Annotated in this window: 20 protein-coding genes; 10 read left to right on the top strand and 10 right to left on the bottom strand. The window is 37.9% G+C overall.

The features are described from left to right. Nucleotides 1–46: 46 nt before the first annotated feature. From coaD to tpiA, 3 genes are all read right to left on the bottom strand, one after another. Entirely contained in the window at nucleotides 47–526 is a 480-nt protein-coding gene (gene coaD, locus O1Q81_RS02645; protein WP_386689135.1) for a pantetheine-phosphate adenylyltransferase, read from the bottom strand. Nucleotides 527–529: 3 nt separating this feature from the next. Beyond that, nucleotides 530–1807 (bottom strand): lipid IV(A) 3-deoxy-D-manno-octulosonic acid transferase, encoded by a 1278-nt coding sequence (waaA, locus tag O1Q81_RS02640; RefSeq protein ID WP_386698087.1) that lies wholly within the window; start codon nucleotides 1805–1807, stop codon nucleotides 530–532. A gap of 73 nt (nucleotides 1808–1880) precedes the next feature. Beyond that, nucleotides 1881–2651, bottom strand: a complete 771-nt coding sequence (gene tpiA / locus O1Q81_RS02635) for a triose-phosphate isomerase (RefSeq protein WP_386698085.1) — start codon at nucleotides 2649–2651, stop codon at nucleotides 1881–1883. A 182-nt stretch (nucleotides 2652–2833) separates the two neighbouring features. On the opposite strand from tpiA, the gene O1Q81_RS02630 reads away from it, so the two are divergent. Next, nucleotides 2834–3274, top strand: coding sequence for a GNAT family N-acetyltransferase (locus O1Q81_RS02630; protein ID WP_386695580.1), 441 nt, complete (start codon nucleotides 2834–2836; stop codon nucleotides 3272–3274). On the opposite strand, the gene yggU is transcribed toward O1Q81_RS02630, so the two are convergent. Together yggU and O1Q81_RS02620 are read right to left on the bottom strand one after the other, a co-directional pair. Then, nucleotides 3263–3553, bottom strand: coding sequence for a DUF167 family protein YggU (gene yggU, locus O1Q81_RS02625; RefSeq protein WP_386689129.1), 291 nt, complete (start codon nucleotides 3551–3553; stop codon nucleotides 3263–3265). The two genes, O1Q81_RS02630 and yggU, sit on opposite strands and share 12 nt — an antisense overlap. A 27-nt stretch (nucleotides 3554–3580) precedes the next feature. Further along, the gene (locus tag O1Q81_RS02620) at nucleotides 3581–4153 is read right to left on the bottom strand and encodes a YggT family protein (RefSeq protein WP_386689127.1); all 573 of its coding nucleotides are present in this window, start codon (nucleotides 4151–4153) and stop codon (nucleotides 3581–3583) included. A gap of 167 nt (nucleotides 4154–4320) precedes the next feature. Here O1Q81_RS02620 and O1Q81_RS02615 point away from each other — a divergent pair, with 167 nt between their 5' ends. From O1Q81_RS02615 to O1Q81_RS02595, 5 genes are all read left to right on the top strand, one after another. After that, nucleotides 4321–4575 (top strand): succinate dehydrogenase assembly factor 2, encoded by a 255-nt coding sequence (locus O1Q81_RS02615; RefSeq protein WP_386689125.1) that lies wholly within the window; start codon nucleotides 4321–4323, stop codon nucleotides 4573–4575. Nucleotides 4576–4677: 102 nt separating this feature from the next. Further along, a complete protein-coding gene (gene rpoE, locus O1Q81_RS02610; protein WP_386689123.1) occupies nucleotides 4678–5253 on the top strand; it encodes an RNA polymerase sigma factor RpoE in 576 nt (191 codons plus the stop codon). Between the two features lie 44 nt (nucleotides 5254–5297). Then, nucleotides 5298–5864: an RseA family anti-sigma factor gene (locus O1Q81_RS02605; protein ID WP_386689121.1), complete on the top strand. Its 567-nt coding sequence runs from the start codon at nucleotides 5298–5300 to the stop codon at nucleotides 5862–5864. Nucleotides 5865–5955: 91 nt separating this feature from the next. Continuing rightward, nucleotides 5956–6915 (top strand): sigma-E factor regulatory protein RseB, encoded by a 960-nt coding sequence (rseB, locus tag O1Q81_RS02600; protein WP_386698084.1) that lies wholly within the window; start codon nucleotides 5956–5958, stop codon nucleotides 6913–6915. A 12-nt stretch (nucleotides 6916–6927) separates the two neighbouring features. After that, nucleotides 6928–7359 (top strand): SoxR reducing system RseC family protein, encoded by a 432-nt coding sequence (locus tag O1Q81_RS02595; RefSeq protein ID WP_386695572.1) that lies wholly within the window; start codon nucleotides 6928–6930, stop codon nucleotides 7357–7359. Between the two features lie 49 nt (nucleotides 7360–7408). Here O1Q81_RS02595 and srmB read toward each other — a convergent pair whose 3' ends face one another. Then, a complete protein-coding gene (srmB, locus tag O1Q81_RS02590) occupies nucleotides 7409–8734 on the bottom strand; it encodes an ATP-dependent RNA helicase SrmB (RefSeq protein WP_386689115.1) in 1326 nt (441 codons plus the stop codon). Nucleotides 8735–8806: 72 nt separating this feature from the next. On the opposite strand from srmB, the gene O1Q81_RS02585 reads away from it, so the two are divergent. Then, on the top strand, nucleotides 8807–9517 hold the full coding sequence (locus O1Q81_RS02585; RefSeq protein WP_386698082.1) for a tRNA1(Val) (adenine(37)-N6)-methyltransferase: 711 nt from the start codon (nucleotides 8807–8809) through the stop codon (nucleotides 9515–9517). A 28-nt stretch (nucleotides 9518–9545) separates the two neighbouring features. Here the strand turns inward: O1Q81_RS02585 and araD are convergent, their stop codons facing one another. The 4 genes from araD to ulaG form a co-directional block, all read right to left on the bottom strand. Continuing rightward, complete coding sequence (gene araD / locus O1Q81_RS02580) at nucleotides 9546–10265, bottom strand: L-ribulose-5-phosphate 4-epimerase (protein ID WP_386698080.1); 720 nt, start codon at nucleotides 10263–10265, stop codon at nucleotides 9546–9548. Continuing rightward, complete coding sequence (locus O1Q81_RS02575; RefSeq protein ID WP_386698078.1) at nucleotides 10262–11122, bottom strand: L-ribulose-5-phosphate 3-epimerase; 861 nt, start codon at nucleotides 11120–11122, stop codon at nucleotides 10262–10264. Before O1Q81_RS02575 ends, araD begins: the two co-directional genes overlap by 4 nt. Nucleotides 11123–11155: 33 nt before the next feature. After that, complete coding sequence (gene ulaR / locus O1Q81_RS02570) at nucleotides 11156–11902, bottom strand: HTH-type transcriptional regulator UlaR (protein WP_386698076.1); 747 nt, start codon at nucleotides 11900–11902, stop codon at nucleotides 11156–11158. 90 nt (nucleotides 11903–11992) lie between these two features. Next, a complete protein-coding gene (gene ulaG / locus O1Q81_RS02565; RefSeq protein ID WP_386689105.1) occupies nucleotides 11993–13084 on the bottom strand; it encodes an L-ascorbate 6-phosphate lactonase in 1092 nt (363 codons plus the stop codon). A gap of 421 nt (nucleotides 13085–13505) precedes the next feature. Here ulaG and O1Q81_RS02560 point away from each other — a divergent pair, with 421 nt between their 5' ends. From O1Q81_RS02560 to O1Q81_RS02550, 3 genes are all read left to right on the top strand, one after another. After that, nucleotides 13506–15302: a PTS ascorbate-specific subunit IIBC gene (locus O1Q81_RS02560; RefSeq protein ID WP_386698074.1), complete on the top strand. Its 1797-nt coding sequence runs from the start codon at nucleotides 13506–13508 to the stop codon at nucleotides 15300–15302. A gap of 64 nt (nucleotides 15303–15366) precedes the next feature. Next, nucleotides 15367–15837: a PTS sugar transporter subunit IIA gene (locus O1Q81_RS02555; protein ID WP_386689101.1), complete on the top strand. Its 471-nt coding sequence runs from the start codon at nucleotides 15367–15369 to the stop codon at nucleotides 15835–15837. Between the two features lie 132 nt (nucleotides 15838–15969). Continuing rightward, complete coding sequence (locus O1Q81_RS02550) at nucleotides 15970–16650, top strand: 3-keto-L-gulonate-6-phosphate decarboxylase UlaD (RefSeq protein WP_386689099.1); 681 nt, start codon at nucleotides 15970–15972, stop codon at nucleotides 16648–16650. The last annotated feature ends 31 nt before the right edge of the window (nucleotides 16651–16681 follow it).

Below are 16681 nucleotides of genomic sequence, written 5' to 3'. Positions count from 1 at the left end.
CTGCTATTGTTACACATTTTTTGTCTTTATAGAATGGCTTTCTTGCTTATTTTTTTGCTCTTGCTAACAAAGCATCTTGTACTGGTGGTGGCACAAATTGTGCCACATCACCATGGTGTAAATAAACCTCTCTTACCATAGTAGAAGACACATAAGACCAGCATTCACTCGGTGGTAAAAATAAACTTTCTACCCCATTGGTCAAAGCACGATTTAAATATGCCAACTGCAATTCATACTCAAAATCTGCGGTTGTTCGAACACCTCGAATAATGGCTGTTATCTCAAGCTGCTGTATTACATTTGCCAATAAATCAGAAAACCCTATAACCTGCACATTTGGCAAGTGAGCAATCGATTGCTTAATTAACTGAACCCGTTGTTCTAATTCAAATAATGGTTGCTTCCTTGGATTTTCAGCCACCGCCACAATAACCTCAGAAAAAAGCACCGCACTTCGGCTAATAATATCTAAATGTCCATTCGTCATCGGATCGAACGTGCCAGGGTAAATCACACTTGCCATAAATTATTTCTCTAAATAGGGACGTAATAAATCTAACAATCGTTGTAACGCCCCACGATTTTCAATTAATACTTCATATCCTGCATGACCAAATCGTTCCCGCAGAGAAATTGAAGATAGAAATTGTTCAACTGCATGAGAAAGTGCGGTGTAATTTGAATTAATTTCTAACACACCTTGCACTTCACGTAAATTACAAAATACTTCAGGAAAATTAAACGTATATTTGCCACTAATCACGGGAACTTTGAATGCCAATGGCTCTAGCGGATTATGTCCACCATGTTTAACCAAACTTCCACCGACAAAGGCGACATCAGATACGCCATACATTAACATAAGTTCACCCATCGTATCACCTAATAAAATTTGAATTTGTGAATTCGGGGCAATCTTTTCACTACGGCGACAATAACTAAATTTCTCTTTTTCAATCAAATTTGCCACTGAATTAAATCGTTCAGGATGGCGTGGAGCTAATATTAATAATAAATCAGGAAATTGTTGTAATAAAGCACGATGTGCTTGTAACACAATTTCTTCTTCCCCTTCGTGGGTACTGGCTGCAATCCAAACAGGTCTATTACCAATCCATTCCTGATCTAACATTTTAATATTATTTAATAATTCGTCTGAAATCACTAAATCATATTTAATATTACCTGTTAACGCTAATCTGCCATGATAACCCAAATCCATATAACGCTGTCCACTAATACTATCTTGGGGAGCAATTAAACAGATCTCGTTCAAAACATTCTGAATATGATTTTTCACACAAGCATATCGTTTGGCTGAACGTGCGGATAAACGTGCATTCGCCACAATAAACGGGATATTACGCAGCTTTAGTTGATGAATAAGATTAGGCCAAATTTCCGTTTCAATCACAATACAGGCTTTCGGCTGAATAAAATTGATGAATCTTGTTACTGCATCAGGCAAATCATAGGGCAAATAAAAGTGATGTACTGAATTACCAAAAGCCGCTTTCACACGAGCTGAACCTGTTGGTGTTACCGTGGTCATGGTAATGGGTAAATCAGGATACTTCTCTTGAATTTGACGAACCAAGGGCGTTGCTGCGATAACCTCGCCAACAGATGCGGCATGAATAATAATGCCATTAGCTTGTGGTCTTTCTGAAGTTGCATAAAACAAACCGTAACGTTCATTTATACGCTTACGGTAATTGGGAGATTTAATACTACGCCCCAACATAAAAAGTAAAAGAAGCGGTTGCAATAAATATATTGCACACGTATAAAGCCAACCTAGCATAAATAAATGCCTGAAATTAATGGTATTATTTTTATCGTAGGGGGTATATAAAATATACACCCCCACAGATTAATTAAGCTTTCGCTACAGCAGCTGCTTTCACAATCACCGCAAATGCTGGGGCTTTTAATGAGGCTCCACCTACTAATGCACCATCAATATCAGGTTGGGTAAATAATTCTGCGGCATTCGCATCATTTACTGAACCACCGTATTGAATAATCACTTGATCTGCCACAGCTTGTGATTTAGCTGCAATATGATCACGGATAAATTTATGTACCGCTTGAGCCTGAGCTGGAGTGGCTGATTTACCCGTACCGATTGCCCAAATAGGTTCATAAGCAATGACTGCACCATTAAAGGCTTCCACTCCTAACGCATTAATTACTGCATCAATTTGTCTTGCACAGACTTCTTGGGTTTTACCCGCTTCGTTTTCTGCTTCAGATTCACCAATACATAATACTGGTACTAAACCTGCTTCTTTTAATACACCGAATTTTTTCGCCACAAATTCATCACTTTCTTTATGATAAGTACGGCGTTCTGAGTGACCAATAATAATATATTTTGCCCCAAAATCTTTTAACATCGCGGTAGAAATATCACCCGTGAAAGCACCTTGCACGTTGACATCGACGTTTTGAGCACCTAACGCAATCGCACTACCCGCAATCGCCGCTTCTGCTTCTGCTAAATACATCACTGGGGGAGCGATTGCTACGCCACAACCTGTTACACCTTGAAGTTCTTTTTTTAAGTCCTCAATTAATTCTTTAGTAAATGCTTTACTGCCGTTTAATTTCCAGTTACCCATAACAAGTGGTTTACGAACTGCCATTTAAATTCTCCTTAATACCTTAGTTGATTTAATAAAAATGATTATATTTAATATAACAAATTTTTAGCTGAATTTTCGTTTTTTTTCACGTTTTTTTGATCTAACAGGTGATTATTCTTTCTTTACAGAGTACAATCTACTGTATAAATCTGTTACTTTTTAATCAATAAGAACTTAATATTATGCGTATTTTCAAAGCTGAACAATGGAACTTAACTGTGTTACTGCCACTTTTTGAAGAATACCGTTTATCACACGGCATGGCAGAAAACCCAGAAAGAACCCACACTTTTTTAAATAACCGTATTCGTTTTAGCGAAAGTATTTTTTTCTTAGCCTTTGATGATCAACAAAAAGCTGTCGGCTTTATTCAACTTTACCCTCGTTTGTCCTCGTTACAACTGCAACGCTATTGGCAACTGACCGATATTTTTGTACAAAATAATCCACAAAAAACCGAAATTTACACCGCACTTATTGAAAAAGCGAAAGAATTTGTTTGTTTTACACAAGCCAAATTACTCACTACAGAACAGGATCAGCAACAGCAGAATATCTTAGAAATGGAAGGCTTTCGGCTCAATCCGAAAAAGGCGGTATTTGAATTGAATCTAAACCAATAGTTTCATTATCTCTGGCGGTATCACTTTCGGAGCTAAAATAAAAACTTGTTTATGCCGATTCAATTCGCCCTTTTCTAACTGAATAACACTTTTCGGTACTTTAAACAGCTTGCTCAAATATTTTAATAAATGAGCATTCGCAGCCCCATCAATCGGCGGTGCAGTAATGCTAATTTTTAATTCATCATCATGTAAACCTACAACGGCATCACGACTTGCCTTGGGTTGTAACAAAATCCGCAACCGCAAGCCGTTTTCTACTTTCTCTATTGCTGACATAAAAACTTCGTTAAATCACACCGCACTTTACACAATTTTCCAAATGCCATAAGGAATAATGTCATACATCACTTTATCTAACCAAAACAGCACAAACGCTAATACCATTGGGGAAAAATCAATCATGCCAGTTTTCGGCAATAGACGACGAATCGGACGCAAAACAGGTTCACCTAATTGATACAGCAAATAAGATAAAGGATCATTGCCCCGTCTAAACCAACTTAAAATTGCCCCGATAAAAATCACATATAAAATCATTTCGCCAAAGATCTTTACCACCGTTAATACGCCAACCACGATAAATAAACCGAAATTTTCCACCACTCCATCAAATGACCAAATGCCACCTAAAATGGCTAATAAAGGATATTTAACCAAACCTAACACGAAAACAAAAATCAATGCAGCAATATCAATATTTTTACTTGCTTTGAATGTTTTACGGATCGGATTTAACACAGGATCAGTTAATTTCACTACCGCTTGCGAAATCGGATTATAAAAATCTGCCTGACAATATTGCAACCACATACGCAACATCACCACCAACAGATACACACCTAAAATACTGTTTACTAAATATTGAATTGAATTCATGGACTAACCCCGAAATATAATTGAATTATCCGTAAAGATAAGGGTTAGCTTAGGGAAAATCAAGAGGATTACTGATCTAACACCTTTATTTATCGTCAAAGTGCGGTTTATTTTCTTTATTTTTTATTTTTAGCTATAATACCCCCGACAATTAACAGGGAAAAATTATGACCGAATACAATAAATTACGTATAGAATGGGATTGTCGCCGTGGAATGTTGGAATTAGATAAGGTGATTATGCCGTTCTACCAACAACATTTTGAGCAGTTATCAGAACAACAAAAACGAGTGTTTATCCGATTGTTGGCTTGTACGGACTTACAATTATTTTCTTGGTTTTTTAATCGTACCGCGGCAACTGATGCAGAATTACAAGCCATGGTGGACTATATTCATCAGGCGTTACAATTATCCAATTAAACTTTTTTGGGACGTTTTATAAGATTTTTGAACTTTTTAAAAAACGGTTACTCTAACTGAATACAACCGCTTGCTGTTTTATCGCAAGCAACAAGAGATAATATGACTGAACAGATTACCGATCAGGCTTTAGTAGAAAGAGTACAGCAAGGGGATAAGAAAGCCTTTAATTTGTTGGTTTCTCGTTATCAAAACAAGGTAGCAGGCTTATTAACACGTTATGTACCACGCAATGATATTCCCGATGTGGTGCAAGAATCCTTTATCAAGGCATATCGCTCAATGGATTCTTTTCGTGGTGAAAGTGCTTTTTATACTTGGCTTTACCGAATAGCAGTAAATACTGCAAAAAATTATTTAACGGCACAAGGTCGCCGTCCACCAAATGAAGATATTTTGGCAGAAGATGCTGAAAGTTATGATTCTGGTACAAATTTGCGTGATGTGGATTCGCCCGAGAATGAATTGCTTTCGGCAGAATTAAAGAAGATTGTTTTTGATACTATTGAAAATATGCAAGAGGAATTGAAAACAGCCATTACATTGCGTGAGCTAGAAGGTTTGAGCTACGAAGAAATCGCTGAGATTATGGACTGTCCAGTAGGTACAGTACGTTCTCGCATCTTCCGAGCAAGAGAAATTATTGAAAATAAAATCAATCCGCTGTTACAACGATAAGAACCGTAACAACGATAAAATAAACACTTAATTGGGGTATTATTATGCAAAAAGAGTTACTTTCCGCCTATATGGACGGTGAACAAGTAAGTAACGAATTCACTGCTACATTATGTCGTGATGGCGAATTGCAACAAAGTTGGGCGAATTTTCATACCATTCGTAGTGTAATTCGGAAAGAAAGTGCGGTCTTTTTAGGGGCAGATTTCACGGCAAAAATAGATGCCTTAATTGCAGCAGAAACACCGTTACAAATGTCACAACCAATACCAGATGAGGTGCAAAATTCGCCATTTATGCAAAAATTAAAGGCTATGTTTGCTCCATTAACGCAAGTTGCCGTGGCTGCAGCGGTTTGTTTAGTAGCGGTGTTAGGTGTACAAACCTTTAATGCTAACCAAGCAGAAAAATCTGCTGATACACCAGTATTGCAAACTTTACCATTCAATAACGGTGTACAACAAGTTAGCTATAATGCACCAAGTAAAGATGTCATTACTAATGAACAAATCGAACAGAAAAATAAACGGATGGGAGCAATGTTGCAGAATTACGAATTGCAACGCCGTTTACATGCTGACGGTGTGAACTTAGGTCAACATCAAAAATAGTTTATGTATTATTCTATGATCACCACCAGTTGCGGTGGTGATTTTGTTTTAAATGAATGGTAATATGAAAAATAAACAGTGGTGCTGATCTATGCTAAAAATATTCAAAAATATAACCGCACTTTCTCTGCTATTCTCACTATCTAACGTGGTATTTGCTGAAGAAAACCTTACTCCACAACAATTAGTTAATTCAATGACCCAAGCACAAGAGAAATTGAATTATCAAATTTCTTTTGTACAAACTAATGCCATAGATTTACAGGCTTTCCGCTATAAACACGTTAAGTTAGACAATAAAAGTTACGCCCAACTAACCACATTAGAAAGTGGTAAACAAGATATTATTCGTCGTGATAATTTAGTCAGCTATTTTCAAACTAATTTTACCCCCTTTACTATCCAAGCAAATCATATTGTAGATTATTTGCCGACTATCTTATCCGCTAAGATAGATAAATTAGCGGAAAACTATGATTTTTCGACTTTAGGACGCAATCGTGTAGCGGATCGCTTGGTGCAAGTCATTAAAATTATGCCAAAAGATGATTTCCGTTATCAATATGTACTATTTATTGATGAAGAAACCCATTTATTATTACGCAGTGATTTGCTTGATCGCACTGGTAATTTATTAGAAAGTTTTCATGTGGTGAATTTATATATTGGTGATGAAATTAATGGGTTGGCTGAACAATTAAATGCGATTCATTTTCCACCGCTACTCACTGATGATTCAAATAAAAAATTGTCGATCACACGTTGGCAGACAAAGTGGTTGCCTAAAGGTTTTACTTTAGTAAGTGAAAACACTGACCCAGAAGATACTGACGGTAATAATATTATTGAAAGTCGCTTGTATAGTGACGGATTATTTTCTTTTACCATTTATGTGGCGGATAAAATTATCAATGAAAATCAAGATCATCTGTGGCAACAAGGGGTGAATACCATTTATAGTGAAAATATTGGTGACAAAGAAGTCACCCTTATCGGTCAAATTCCATCTGCCACAGCAAAACGGATAGTACAAGATTTACAATTTAAATAAAGGTCTTCGGTCATGATAACAGAAAGTGCAGTCGTAATTGATTATCAAGCAGGGGTAGCAACGGTGAAATGCCAGTCACAATCTGCGTGCGGAAGTTGCTCTGCCCAATCCGCTTGTGGTACTTCTGCCCTTGCTGAATTAACCGGTAAAGTGGGAGAGCATATTTTTACGCTAGACACTATTACCCCATTAAGAATCGGGCAAACCGTAGAAATTGGGTTAGAAGAGAGATCGCTACTATTTTCTGCATTATTGTTGTATTTAGTCCCATTATTAACGATTTTGGTCACGACTTTTATTGGTGAAAAACTATTTCAGCAAGAACTAATCCATGCCATTTTTATCTTTTTTTGCACCGCACTTTCATTGGTAGTTATACGTTTTTATGCGAAGAAATTACAAAAAAAATCGGCGTTTAAGCCGATTTTGTTGAGGGTGGTTTAGATACCCCGTCCTTGTGTACGGGGCTAAGATAGTGACGATGCTCCGCATCTTAGTTAGGTTGAGATTGGTTGCTCGGTTTACGCCGTTTGCCAATATTTTTACTGTCTTTATGACGAATTTTTACCTTTTTCTTTTGCTCGTCTTTTTTCTTCTCTTCTTTCTTCGCTTTAATCCGTGCCTTGGCTTTTTTGCTGACAGATTTTACTTCACCGTCTTTTGGGGCTTTGGTACGAGGTTCTAACCCTTCAATAATTCTAGGTTTCAGCAATTCTTCGGTGTAACGTTTGATTTTGCCTAATAGGCTATAATCATGAGCTTCTACGAAAGATACAGCGGTACCTTTTTTACCTGCTCGAGCCGTTCTTCCAATACGATGTAAATAAGTATCTGCACTATAAGGTAAATCAAAATTCATAATGTGACTGACATCATCAATATCAATACCTCGTGCTGCTACGTCAGTTGCCACTAACACGGTAACAATGCCATTTTTTAGCTTATCAATGGCATTATTACGTTGGGTTTGAGCCATTTCACCCTCTAAATAGGTGCTACGAATATTCCGTTTACGCAAGGTTTCTGATAACTCACGCACATCTTCACGACGACGCACAAACACAATGCCACGGCTGACTTGCTCATTTTCAATAAAACGAGCAAGCAATTTGGTTTTATGTTCAACATTATCGGCATGATAGTACCATTGATTAATTTTTTTGCGTTCACGGCGACTAGGTTCGGCATCAATTTGCAGTGGGTCTTGTAATAAGCGTTCGGCAAAATCGGTCAGCAATTCGCCCTCAAGGGTAGCGGAAAATAACATGGTTTGTTCACGCCAGCGGGTTTCGGCGGCAATTTTCTCCGCATCTTGCCCAAAGCCCATTTGCAACATACGATCCGCTTCATCAAAAATCAAAATTTCTACTGAACGACAATCAAAATTTTCTTCTTTAATATACTGTAATAGCCGCCCAGGGGTTGCCACCACTAAATCTTGGTTTTTATTAAACACTTCACCATGATTTTGATATGCCACACCGCCTGTAATAGTCGCAATACTCAAATGGGTAAATTGAGCTAATTCTTCTGCTTGCTCTGCCACTTGCATTGCCAGCTCGCGAGTGGGGGTCAACACTAAAATCCGTGGTGGACCAGGTTGACGGCGTGGATTGTCTAATAAATGCTGAATAGCGGGCAGTAAAAATGCCACGGTTTTACCCGTACCTGTCGGGGCAGAACCTAATATATCACGCAATTCCATGGCAGCAGGTATGGTTTCCTGTTGAATGGTCGTGGGGCGAGTGTAACCTTTTTTCGCAATGGCTTTGAGCAACATTGGCGACAGGTCAAATTCATCAAAAGTCGATAGCGACATAATATTCTCTAATTTCGGTTAATGTAAAAATTATGCTAAATTATACCGCACTTTCGTTCAATAAGGGGATTTATGTCAGGCTTTAGCTTTAAACAATTTCGTATTCAACACGACAAATGTGCCATGAAAGTGGGGACAGACGGTATTTTACTTGGAGCTTGGGCGGATATTCATCATGCGAAACGAATTTGCGATCTGGGGACAGGAACAGGTTTAATTGCTTTAATGCTGGCACAACGGACTGATGAGAATACACAAATTATTGGTATAGAAATCGATCCTTGTGCGGCGGAACAAGCTCAAGAGAATGTTAAACAATCAAAATGGCGGCATAAAATTCAGATTATTCAACAAGATATTATAGAATTTACGCAAAACTGCGGTGAAAAAAAGCAACGTTTTGATTTAATTGTGGCAAATCCCCCTTATTTTGCACAAGGCATTGATTGCCGAAATGCACAACGCAACATCGCTCGTTATACTCAACAATATGATCATTTAGCTTGGTTAATGGCGGCTAATCAATGTTTGAGTGAACAAGGTAAAATTCAATTTATTTTACCTGTCGAGCAAGCAGAAAATCTAATAAAAAGCTCCGCACTTTATTGCAACCAGCGTTGTGAAATCATACCTAAGCAAGGCAAAATACCGCATAGAATGTTACTCTCTTTTGAACGCATGGAAAAAGAGAAAAAAGTGAGCCAACTGGTGATTTATGATCAAAATAATCAATATACCCATGAATTTGTTGAATTGACGAAAGAATTTTATTTGAAAATGTAAGGGGACGTTTATCCGTCCCCTAAAACTATTATTGACCGTAATAGGCATTCGCCCCGTGTTTACGCAAATAGTGTTTATCAAGCAATTCTTGTTGCATTGAATTAATTTGCGGACGAATTTGGTGGGTGACGAAATTCATGTAAGCGACTTCTTCTAAAACTACCGAATTATGCACGGCATCATGTCCGTCTTTACCCCAAGTGAAAGGTCCATGAGAATGTACTAACACACCTGGTACAGCTTTAGCTTCAATACCACGTTTACGGAAAGTTTCCACAATTACTTTACCCGTTTCTAATTCATATTCACCTGCGATTTCTTCAGGGGTCATACGGCGTGTACAAGGTACAGAACCATAGAAGTAGTCACCTTGTGTGGTGCCTAAGGCTAAAATATCTTCACCTGCTTGAGCCCAGCCCACCGCATGACGAGAGTGAGTATGTACTACGCCACCGATATCAGGGAATTGACGATAAAGCTCTAAATGCGTTGGGGTATCGGAAGATGGTTTTTTATCGCCATATACACGATTACCTTGTAAATCCACAATCACAATATCTTCTGCTGTCATGGTGTCATATTCCACACCTGATGGTTTAATTGCCACTAAACCTGTCGCACGATCGATTTCACTCACGTTGCCCCAAGTGAACGTGACTAAACCGTATTTTGGCAAATCTAAATTTGCTTTCAAGACACGCTCTCTGAGTGCTTGTAATTCAGGTGTTAAGGATGTTAATTTAGTCATAGTGTAAAGCCCCCTTCTTTCATTTTTTGTTCGATCCAACGGCGAGCATTAATAATCTCTGCTATCGGCTCATCTGATTTTTCAGTCCACATTTCAATTAAAAATGCACCACGATAATTTAATTCGTTTAAAATTCTAAAACAGTTGACGAAATCTACACAGCCGTCACCAAATGGCACATCACGGAATTGCCCTTTGCAGGTTTCAGTCACTTTGTAAGTATCTTTTAAATGGATTTTAGAAATCTTATCAATGCCTAAGCGTAATTCTTGTTCTACATTGTCATTCCAAGCGGTTAAGTTGCCTAAATCTGGGTAAACGGTAAACCATGGATTTTTAATGATGTCGTCCCATTTTTTCCAACGAGAAATCGAACTCATAAATTGCGTATCCATAATTTCGACCGCAATGGTGACTTCGTTACTTGCGGCTAATTCTACTGCCCATTTCAAGCCTTCTTCAAACAGACGCAAGGTTTCTTCGTCTTGCTCTTCATAATATACGTCATAACCTGCTAACTGAATCGTCCGCACACCAATATCCACCGCTAATTGAATGGCTTTTTCCATAATCTCAAAGGCTTTTTGACGAGTCGCAGGATCTTTGCTACCGAATGGAAAACGGCGATGACCTGATAAACACATTGATGGAATAGTCACGCCTGTAGTAATAATGGATTTTACCAACTGGATACGTTCTCTTTTTGTCCAATCCAAACGAGCAAGACGTTCGTCTGTTTCATCTATGGAAATCTCCACAAAATCAAAACCTGTGGCTTTGGCAATAGAAAGGCGATCTTGCCAACTAATGTTTTTTGGTAAGGCTTTTTCGTAAATACCAAGTTTATGTTTTCTCATAACGTTTTCCTTCTATAAGCATGCCTAAGGCGGTTAAGCCAGAATAATTTTTAAACCTTTATCTCTTAACTTTTGAATAATTTGAGGATCAGCCTCTTGACCTGTAATTAGAGTATCAATCTCATCAATGCGAGTGAATAACATACCGACTTTATTACCCAATTTAGAACTATCTAACAATACTACATAGCGATCGGATTTTGCTGCCATCTGTTTCTCTGAATTGGCAATAATCATATCCGTTTTAAATAAACCCTCTTCAGTAAACCCTCGACCACTGGTAAACATAATGTTGGCAGCATAATAATAGTTATAATCTGGACTAAAGGAAATCGTAATATCTTTCTCGGCATTATATTGCCCCCCCATAATGCCTAAATCTTTATGTTTTTGCTCAATTAAATAATTGGCTAATGACACATAGTTAGTCAAAATCTGTATCTTACGTCCACATAATTGTTGCCCTAATAGCATCATGGTCGAGCCACAAGTAATTAATACGCTTTGATCATCTTTACACATATCTGCCGCCGCTTTAGCTATACGTTCTTTTTCTTCGCTATAAACAAGCGTTCTTATTTCTGTATTGATGGTTGAATTATTAACATATTCCGCACCATTACGTACTTTTTTCAATAATCCTAATTCATTTAATTTATTAATATCACGGCGAACAGTCGCAGGAGATACTTTTAATTGTTCTATAATATCTTGCGTAGAAAGCATTTTTTGTCTATGCAATAAAGCTAACAATCGTTTATGTCTATAATTTTCGTTCATCGTTCTTCCTGAAACAGAACCTATAATAAATTCACTTTCTGCCCACATTTTAGAATAGACCAATACTGTGGACAGAAAGTGTTTTATATATTAAAGCATAGATTTAAATTGAATATTTGGTTCTTGCTCGAAGCAATCATCAAAACCACGAGGGTGGTGATATTCGATTAAATCTTTATCACGAGGATAAACATATTTACCACCTACTTCCCAAATGAATGGGTGGAATTTGTATTGTAAGCGGTCTTTACGCATACGCCACAAATCAATGATTTCTTGCGTACTTGCCATAAAGTTTGTCCAAATATCATGGTGAACAGGAATAATGACGTTAGTACGTAAACATTCTGCCATACGAAGTAAGTCGATAGAGGTCATCTTATCTGCAATACCTACTGGGTTTTCACCATAGTTATTTAATGCCACATCAATATCAAATTGTTTACCATGTTTAGCAAATTGAATTGAATAGTGTGAGTCCGCACCATGGTAAATATTACCACCTGGTGTTTTGAACACATAGTTCACAGCTTTACGACCCATTTCTTCATCAGATGGGCAAAGACCTGCTAATTCACCATTTTGATTTTCAGCCCCTTCAACTGGTAAGGTAACTAAACAAGTACGGTCGAATGAATCTAAAGCGTGAATTTCAACGTCTTTCAATTTCACTACATCGCCTGGTTTAACGGTGATTAAACGATCTTCTGGTACGCCCCATTTTTTCCAAATTTCAGTACAATGCCAAGGACCAACGAATTTAACATGATCTAATTTTGGATTGTTGACGATCGCGGCAGCAACGTTTACATCAATATGGTCACTGTGATAGTGAGAAGCTAAAATGAAGTCAACTTCATTAATTGCAAATGGATCAAGCACCATTGGTTGAGCACGCAAGTTAGGTTGTAATTTACGTACACCTGCCATATTTGCCATTTGGTGACCACGTACCATATCTTTTACTTTCTTAGTGCTTTTACCACGGCTACACCATAAGTCCATACAGATATTGGCTCCTGCTGGTGTTTTAATCCAAACACCCACGCAACCTAACCACCACATAGCAAAATTGCCTTCTGGTACAACTTCCTGTTCAATTTCTTCGTTTAACCAAGTACCCCATTCAGGGAAGGTAGAAAGGATCCAACTTTCACGGCTAATTTCTTGTATTTTGCTCACAATAAGCTCCTTATAAGAGTAATGAAATAATCATGTTCAATCATAAACAATCACAAAATTTTGTAAAATGTTTTTTCTTTTTTTTGTGATCTAGCTCACCTTTTTTATGCGATTTTTTATAAATTAGGCATAAATTAAAGATAAAATGACCAAGCATTTAACAAAATTTAAACAAAAATCCCCTAGAATCCCATTTTTAGTAAAAATGGTGAATAAAACAGCAAAATGATAACTTTTTTCAAAAATTTTGTGATCTCGCTCACAAATAATCAAAAATAATCTTTTTAAACTTGTATTTTAGGATTATGATTAATCCGTTCGCACTGTTTTAACGCTTTATTGTACAAAATAGTGGTACTCACCAGCTCAATAAACTGAGCAAAATGTAAAAATAATTTTATTCCACTTCGGAGAAGTATATATGGACGCTCTCTATAATCTATTTTTAGGCTTTAATAATCAGGTATTATCTAAAGCACCATTCCTCCTCGGGATCGTTGCTTGTTTAGGTTATATCTTACTGAAGAAAGATACGACAACTGTTATTAAAGGTACAATCAAAACCATTGTTGGTTTTTTAATGGTACAACAAGGTTCTGGCTTCTTAACCTCCAGTTTCAAACCTATCATTGACAAACTTTCAGAATTCCACCACTTAACGGGTGCTGTTATTGACCCTTACACCAGTATGCAATCTACCATTCAAACCATGGGTGAAAACTATGGTTGGGTCGGTTATGCTGTGTTACTTGCATTAGCATTGAATATCTTATTAGTGGTGTTAAGACGTGTCACGGGTATTCGTACCATTATGTTAACTGGTCATATCATGTTCCAACAAGCTGGCTTAGTTGCGGTGTTCTACATGATTATTGGTGCCTCTATGTGGGAAACCGTGATTTATACTGCGGTGTTAATGGCTCTCTATTGGGGTATTTCCTCTAACATTATGTATAAACCAACCCAAGCTGTTACTGGCGGTGCGGGTTTCTCCATTGGTCACCAACAACAAATTGCCTCTTGGGTAGCAGTTCAATTAGCACCAAAATTAGGTGATCCAAAAGATACCGTAGATAATATGAAATTACCAAAATGGTTACATATTTTCCACGATAGTATTTCTGCCACAGCGTTAGTCATGACCGTGTTCTTTGGTATTATCTTACTTTCTTTCGGTTTAGATAATCTTCAAACCATGGCAGGTAAAACCCACTGGATTATGTATATTATCGAAACAGGTATGAAATTTGCGGTAGCCATTCAAATTATCGTGGTTGGTGTGCGTATGTTCGTAGCGGAATTATCCGAAGCGTTTAAAGGTATCTCCGAACGTGTGATTCCAAATTCTGTATTAGCCATTGACTGTGCGGCAATTTATGCTTACTCACCAAATGCCATGGTATTCGGTTTCATGTGGGGTGCTATCGGTCAATTTATTGCGGTCGGCTTATTACTTGCTTTCGGTGATAACTTCGGGGTTGAAGTACTAATTATCCCAGGCTTTATCCCAATGTTCTTCTCTAACGCCACTGTGGGTGTATTTGCGAACAAATTTGGTGGTTGGAAAGCGGTTATCAAAATCTGTTTAGTGATGGGTATGATTGAAGTGCTAGGCTCTGCTTGGGTAATTCAATTATTAAAATCACAAGGTACCGAATTCAACGGCTGGATGGGTATGGCAGACTGGGCATTATTCTGGCCACCAGTATTACAAGGTATCGTCAGCATTCCATTCTTCTTCTTCGTTATCTTAGCTCTTTGCTTAGTCTATATGTTCTTCGCTTCACGCAAATTACGTGCTGATGAAGCTGCAGCGGCAGCTGCTGGTAAAACCCTTGAACAAATGGACGGTTACGGTGTAGAAGAAGAAACTGTTGCTGAACCTGTAGCAACCACTAGCACACAAGCCAATGCTGACGCCAAACCTATCCGTATCTTAGCGGTCTGTGGTTCTGGTCAAGGTTCATCAATGATGATGAAAATGAAAATTAAACAATACCTAGACAAACGTGGTATTCCAAATGTCATGGACTCTTGTGCGGTTACTGATTACAAAGGAAAACTTTCAGGTATCGACATCATTGTTTCATCTAAACACCTTGCTGGTGAAATTAACGGTGGCGACAGTGTATCTGTATTAGGCGTACAAAATATGCTTAATCCGAATACTTTTGGTGATGAATTAGTTGAATTAATCAACAAACACACCAACAAGTAACCTTATCCCCCCAGCCGTTTCGGCTGGGGTTTCCTCATACACAACTAAAAGGAAGGAAATTACAATGTTAAAAGAATCTCTCATTGCCAATAACTCAATTAAGTTAAACCAAACAGCGAATAACTGGGAAGAAGCAATTAAAATCGGTACTGATTTATTAATTGCCTCAGGTGCGATTGAACCTCGTTACTACGATAATATTATCGCTAAAGTAAAAGAAATGGGACCTTACATCATTCTTTCCCCAGGATTAGCTATGCCACATGCTCGCCCAGAAGAGGGAGTAATTAAAACTGCATTTGCTTTAGTCACCTTAACTAAACCAGTAGTGTTTGAGGGTGAAGATGAACCTGTTAGCGTTCTGATTACCCTTGCAGGTAGTGATTCCGATCAACATATGCAAGGCATTATGGAAATCACCCAAGTATTAGAAGATGAAGATCCAAACAGTGAAACTGGTGTTGATTTGAAAAAACTCTTAAATTGCAAAACCAGCGATGAAGTGATCGCAGTGATTGATGCAGCATTAAATTAAACACCTTTTGCTTTAACTTAGTGTGTAAGGGTGTATTACATACGCCCTGATATTACCCAAATTCTAATACCATTTAACATTATTGTTTGGGCGTATGAGATACGCCTTGACAAACATACAGAGGAAAAAATTATGTCTAAACCATTATTACAAATCGCCCTTGACTCATTGAGCTTAGAAAAAGCCGTTGCCGATGCAAAACAAGCAGAAAGCGTGGTTGAAATCATCGAATGCGGTACCATCCTTGCTTGTGCTGAAGGTATGAAAGCAGTGAGTACCTTACGTGCTTTACACCCAAATCACATTATCGTGTGTGATTTAAAAACCACTGACGGTGGTGCGATCTTAGCTAAAATGGCATTTGAAGCTGGTGCCGACTGGTTAACCGTGTCCGCTGCTGCTCACCCAGCCACCAAAGCCGCTTGTAAAAAAGTCGCTGATGATTTCAACGCAGCTCACCCTGAATTAAAAGTGAAAAAAGAAATCCAAATTGAAATCTACGGTAACTGGACAGTAGAAAAAGATGCTAAAGAATGGGTTGAATTAGGCGTGAAACAAGCCATTTACCACCGTTCCCGTGATGCAGAATTAGCAGGCAAAGGCTGGACACCAGAAGATGTCGAATTAATGAAACAACTTTCTGCCTTAGGTCTTGAACTTTCTATTACTGGCGGTATCGTACCTGAAGAAATTCACCTATTCAAAGAAATCAAAAACGCCAAAGCCTTTATTGCTGGTCGAGCATTAGTGGGTGAAAAAGGCAAACAAACTGCCGAAGCGATTCGTGCTGAAATTGAAAAATATTGGGCATAATTAGAATTCGCCTAACCATATAATAAAAGCA

The organism is Lonepinella sp. MS14436, assembly GCF_042470565.1.
GTDB lineage: Bacteria > Pseudomonadota > Gammaproteobacteria > Enterobacterales > Pasteurellaceae > Lonepinella.
This window is presented reverse-complemented; position numbering and strand designations above follow the sequence as displayed.

Excerpts from the sequence above, each read along its gene's own strand:
- ulaR (WP_386698076.1), bottom strand. The coding sequence starts at position 11,902 with ATGAACGAAAATTATAGACATAAACGATTGTTAGCTTTATTGCATAGA.
- O1Q81_RS02555 (WP_386689101.1), top strand. The coding sequence starts at position 15,367 with ATGTTAAAAGAATCTCTCATTGCCAATAACTCAATTAAGTTAAACCAA.
- rpoE (WP_386689123.1), top strand. The coding sequence starts at position 4,678 with ATGACTGAACAGATTACCGATCAGGCTTTAGTAGAAAGAGTACAGCAA.
- O1Q81_RS02575 (WP_386698078.1), bottom strand. The coding sequence starts at position 11,122 with ATGAGAAAACATAAACTTGGTATTTACGAAAAAGCCTTACCAAAAAAC.
- O1Q81_RS02620 (WP_386689127.1), bottom strand. The coding sequence starts at position 4,153 with ATGAATTCAATTCAATATTTAGTAAACAGTATTTTAGGTGTGTATCTG.
- O1Q81_RS02560 (WP_386698074.1), top strand. The coding sequence starts at position 13,506 with ATGGACGCTCTCTATAATCTATTTTTAGGCTTTAATAATCAGGTATTA.
- O1Q81_RS02585 (WP_386698082.1), top strand. The coding sequence starts at position 8,807 with ATGTCAGGCTTTAGCTTTAAACAATTTCGTATTCAACACGACAAATGT.
- O1Q81_RS02605 (WP_386689121.1), top strand. The coding sequence starts at position 5,298 with ATGCAAAAAGAGTTACTTTCCGCCTATATGGACGGTGAACAAGTAAGT.
- araD (WP_386698080.1), bottom strand. The coding sequence starts at position 10,265 with ATGACTAAATTAACATCCTTAACACCTGAATTACAAGCACTCAGAGAG.
- O1Q81_RS02595 (WP_386695572.1), top strand. The coding sequence starts at position 6,928 with ATGATAACAGAAAGTGCAGTCGTAATTGATTATCAAGCAGGGGTAGCA.
- yggU (WP_386689129.1), bottom strand. The coding sequence starts at position 3,553 with ATGTCAGCAATAGAGAAAGTAGAAAACGGCTTGCGGTTGCGGATTTTG.
- rseB (WP_386698084.1), top strand. The coding sequence starts at position 5,956 with ATGCTAAAAATATTCAAAAATATAACCGCACTTTCTCTGCTATTCTCA.
- tpiA (WP_386698085.1), bottom strand. The coding sequence starts at position 2,651 with ATGGCAGTTCGTAAACCACTTGTTATGGGTAACTGGAAATTAAACGGC.
- O1Q81_RS02630 (WP_386695580.1), top strand. The coding sequence starts at position 2,834 with ATGCGTATTTTCAAAGCTGAACAATGGAACTTAACTGTGTTACTGCCA.
- srmB (WP_386689115.1), bottom strand. The coding sequence starts at position 8,734 with ATGTCGCTATCGACTTTTGATGAATTTGACCTGTCGCCAATGTTGCTC.
- coaD (WP_386689135.1), bottom strand. The coding sequence starts at position 526 with ATGGCAAGTGTGATTTACCCTGGCACGTTCGATCCGATGACGAATGGA.
- waaA (WP_386698087.1), bottom strand. The coding sequence starts at position 1,807 with ATGCTAGGTTGGCTTTATACGTGTGCAATATATTTATTGCAACCGCTT.
- O1Q81_RS02550 (WP_386689099.1), top strand. The coding sequence starts at position 15,970 with ATGTCTAAACCATTATTACAAATCGCCCTTGACTCATTGAGCTTAGAA.
- O1Q81_RS02615 (WP_386689125.1), top strand. The coding sequence starts at position 4,321 with ATGACCGAATACAATAAATTACGTATAGAATGGGATTGTCGCCGTGGA.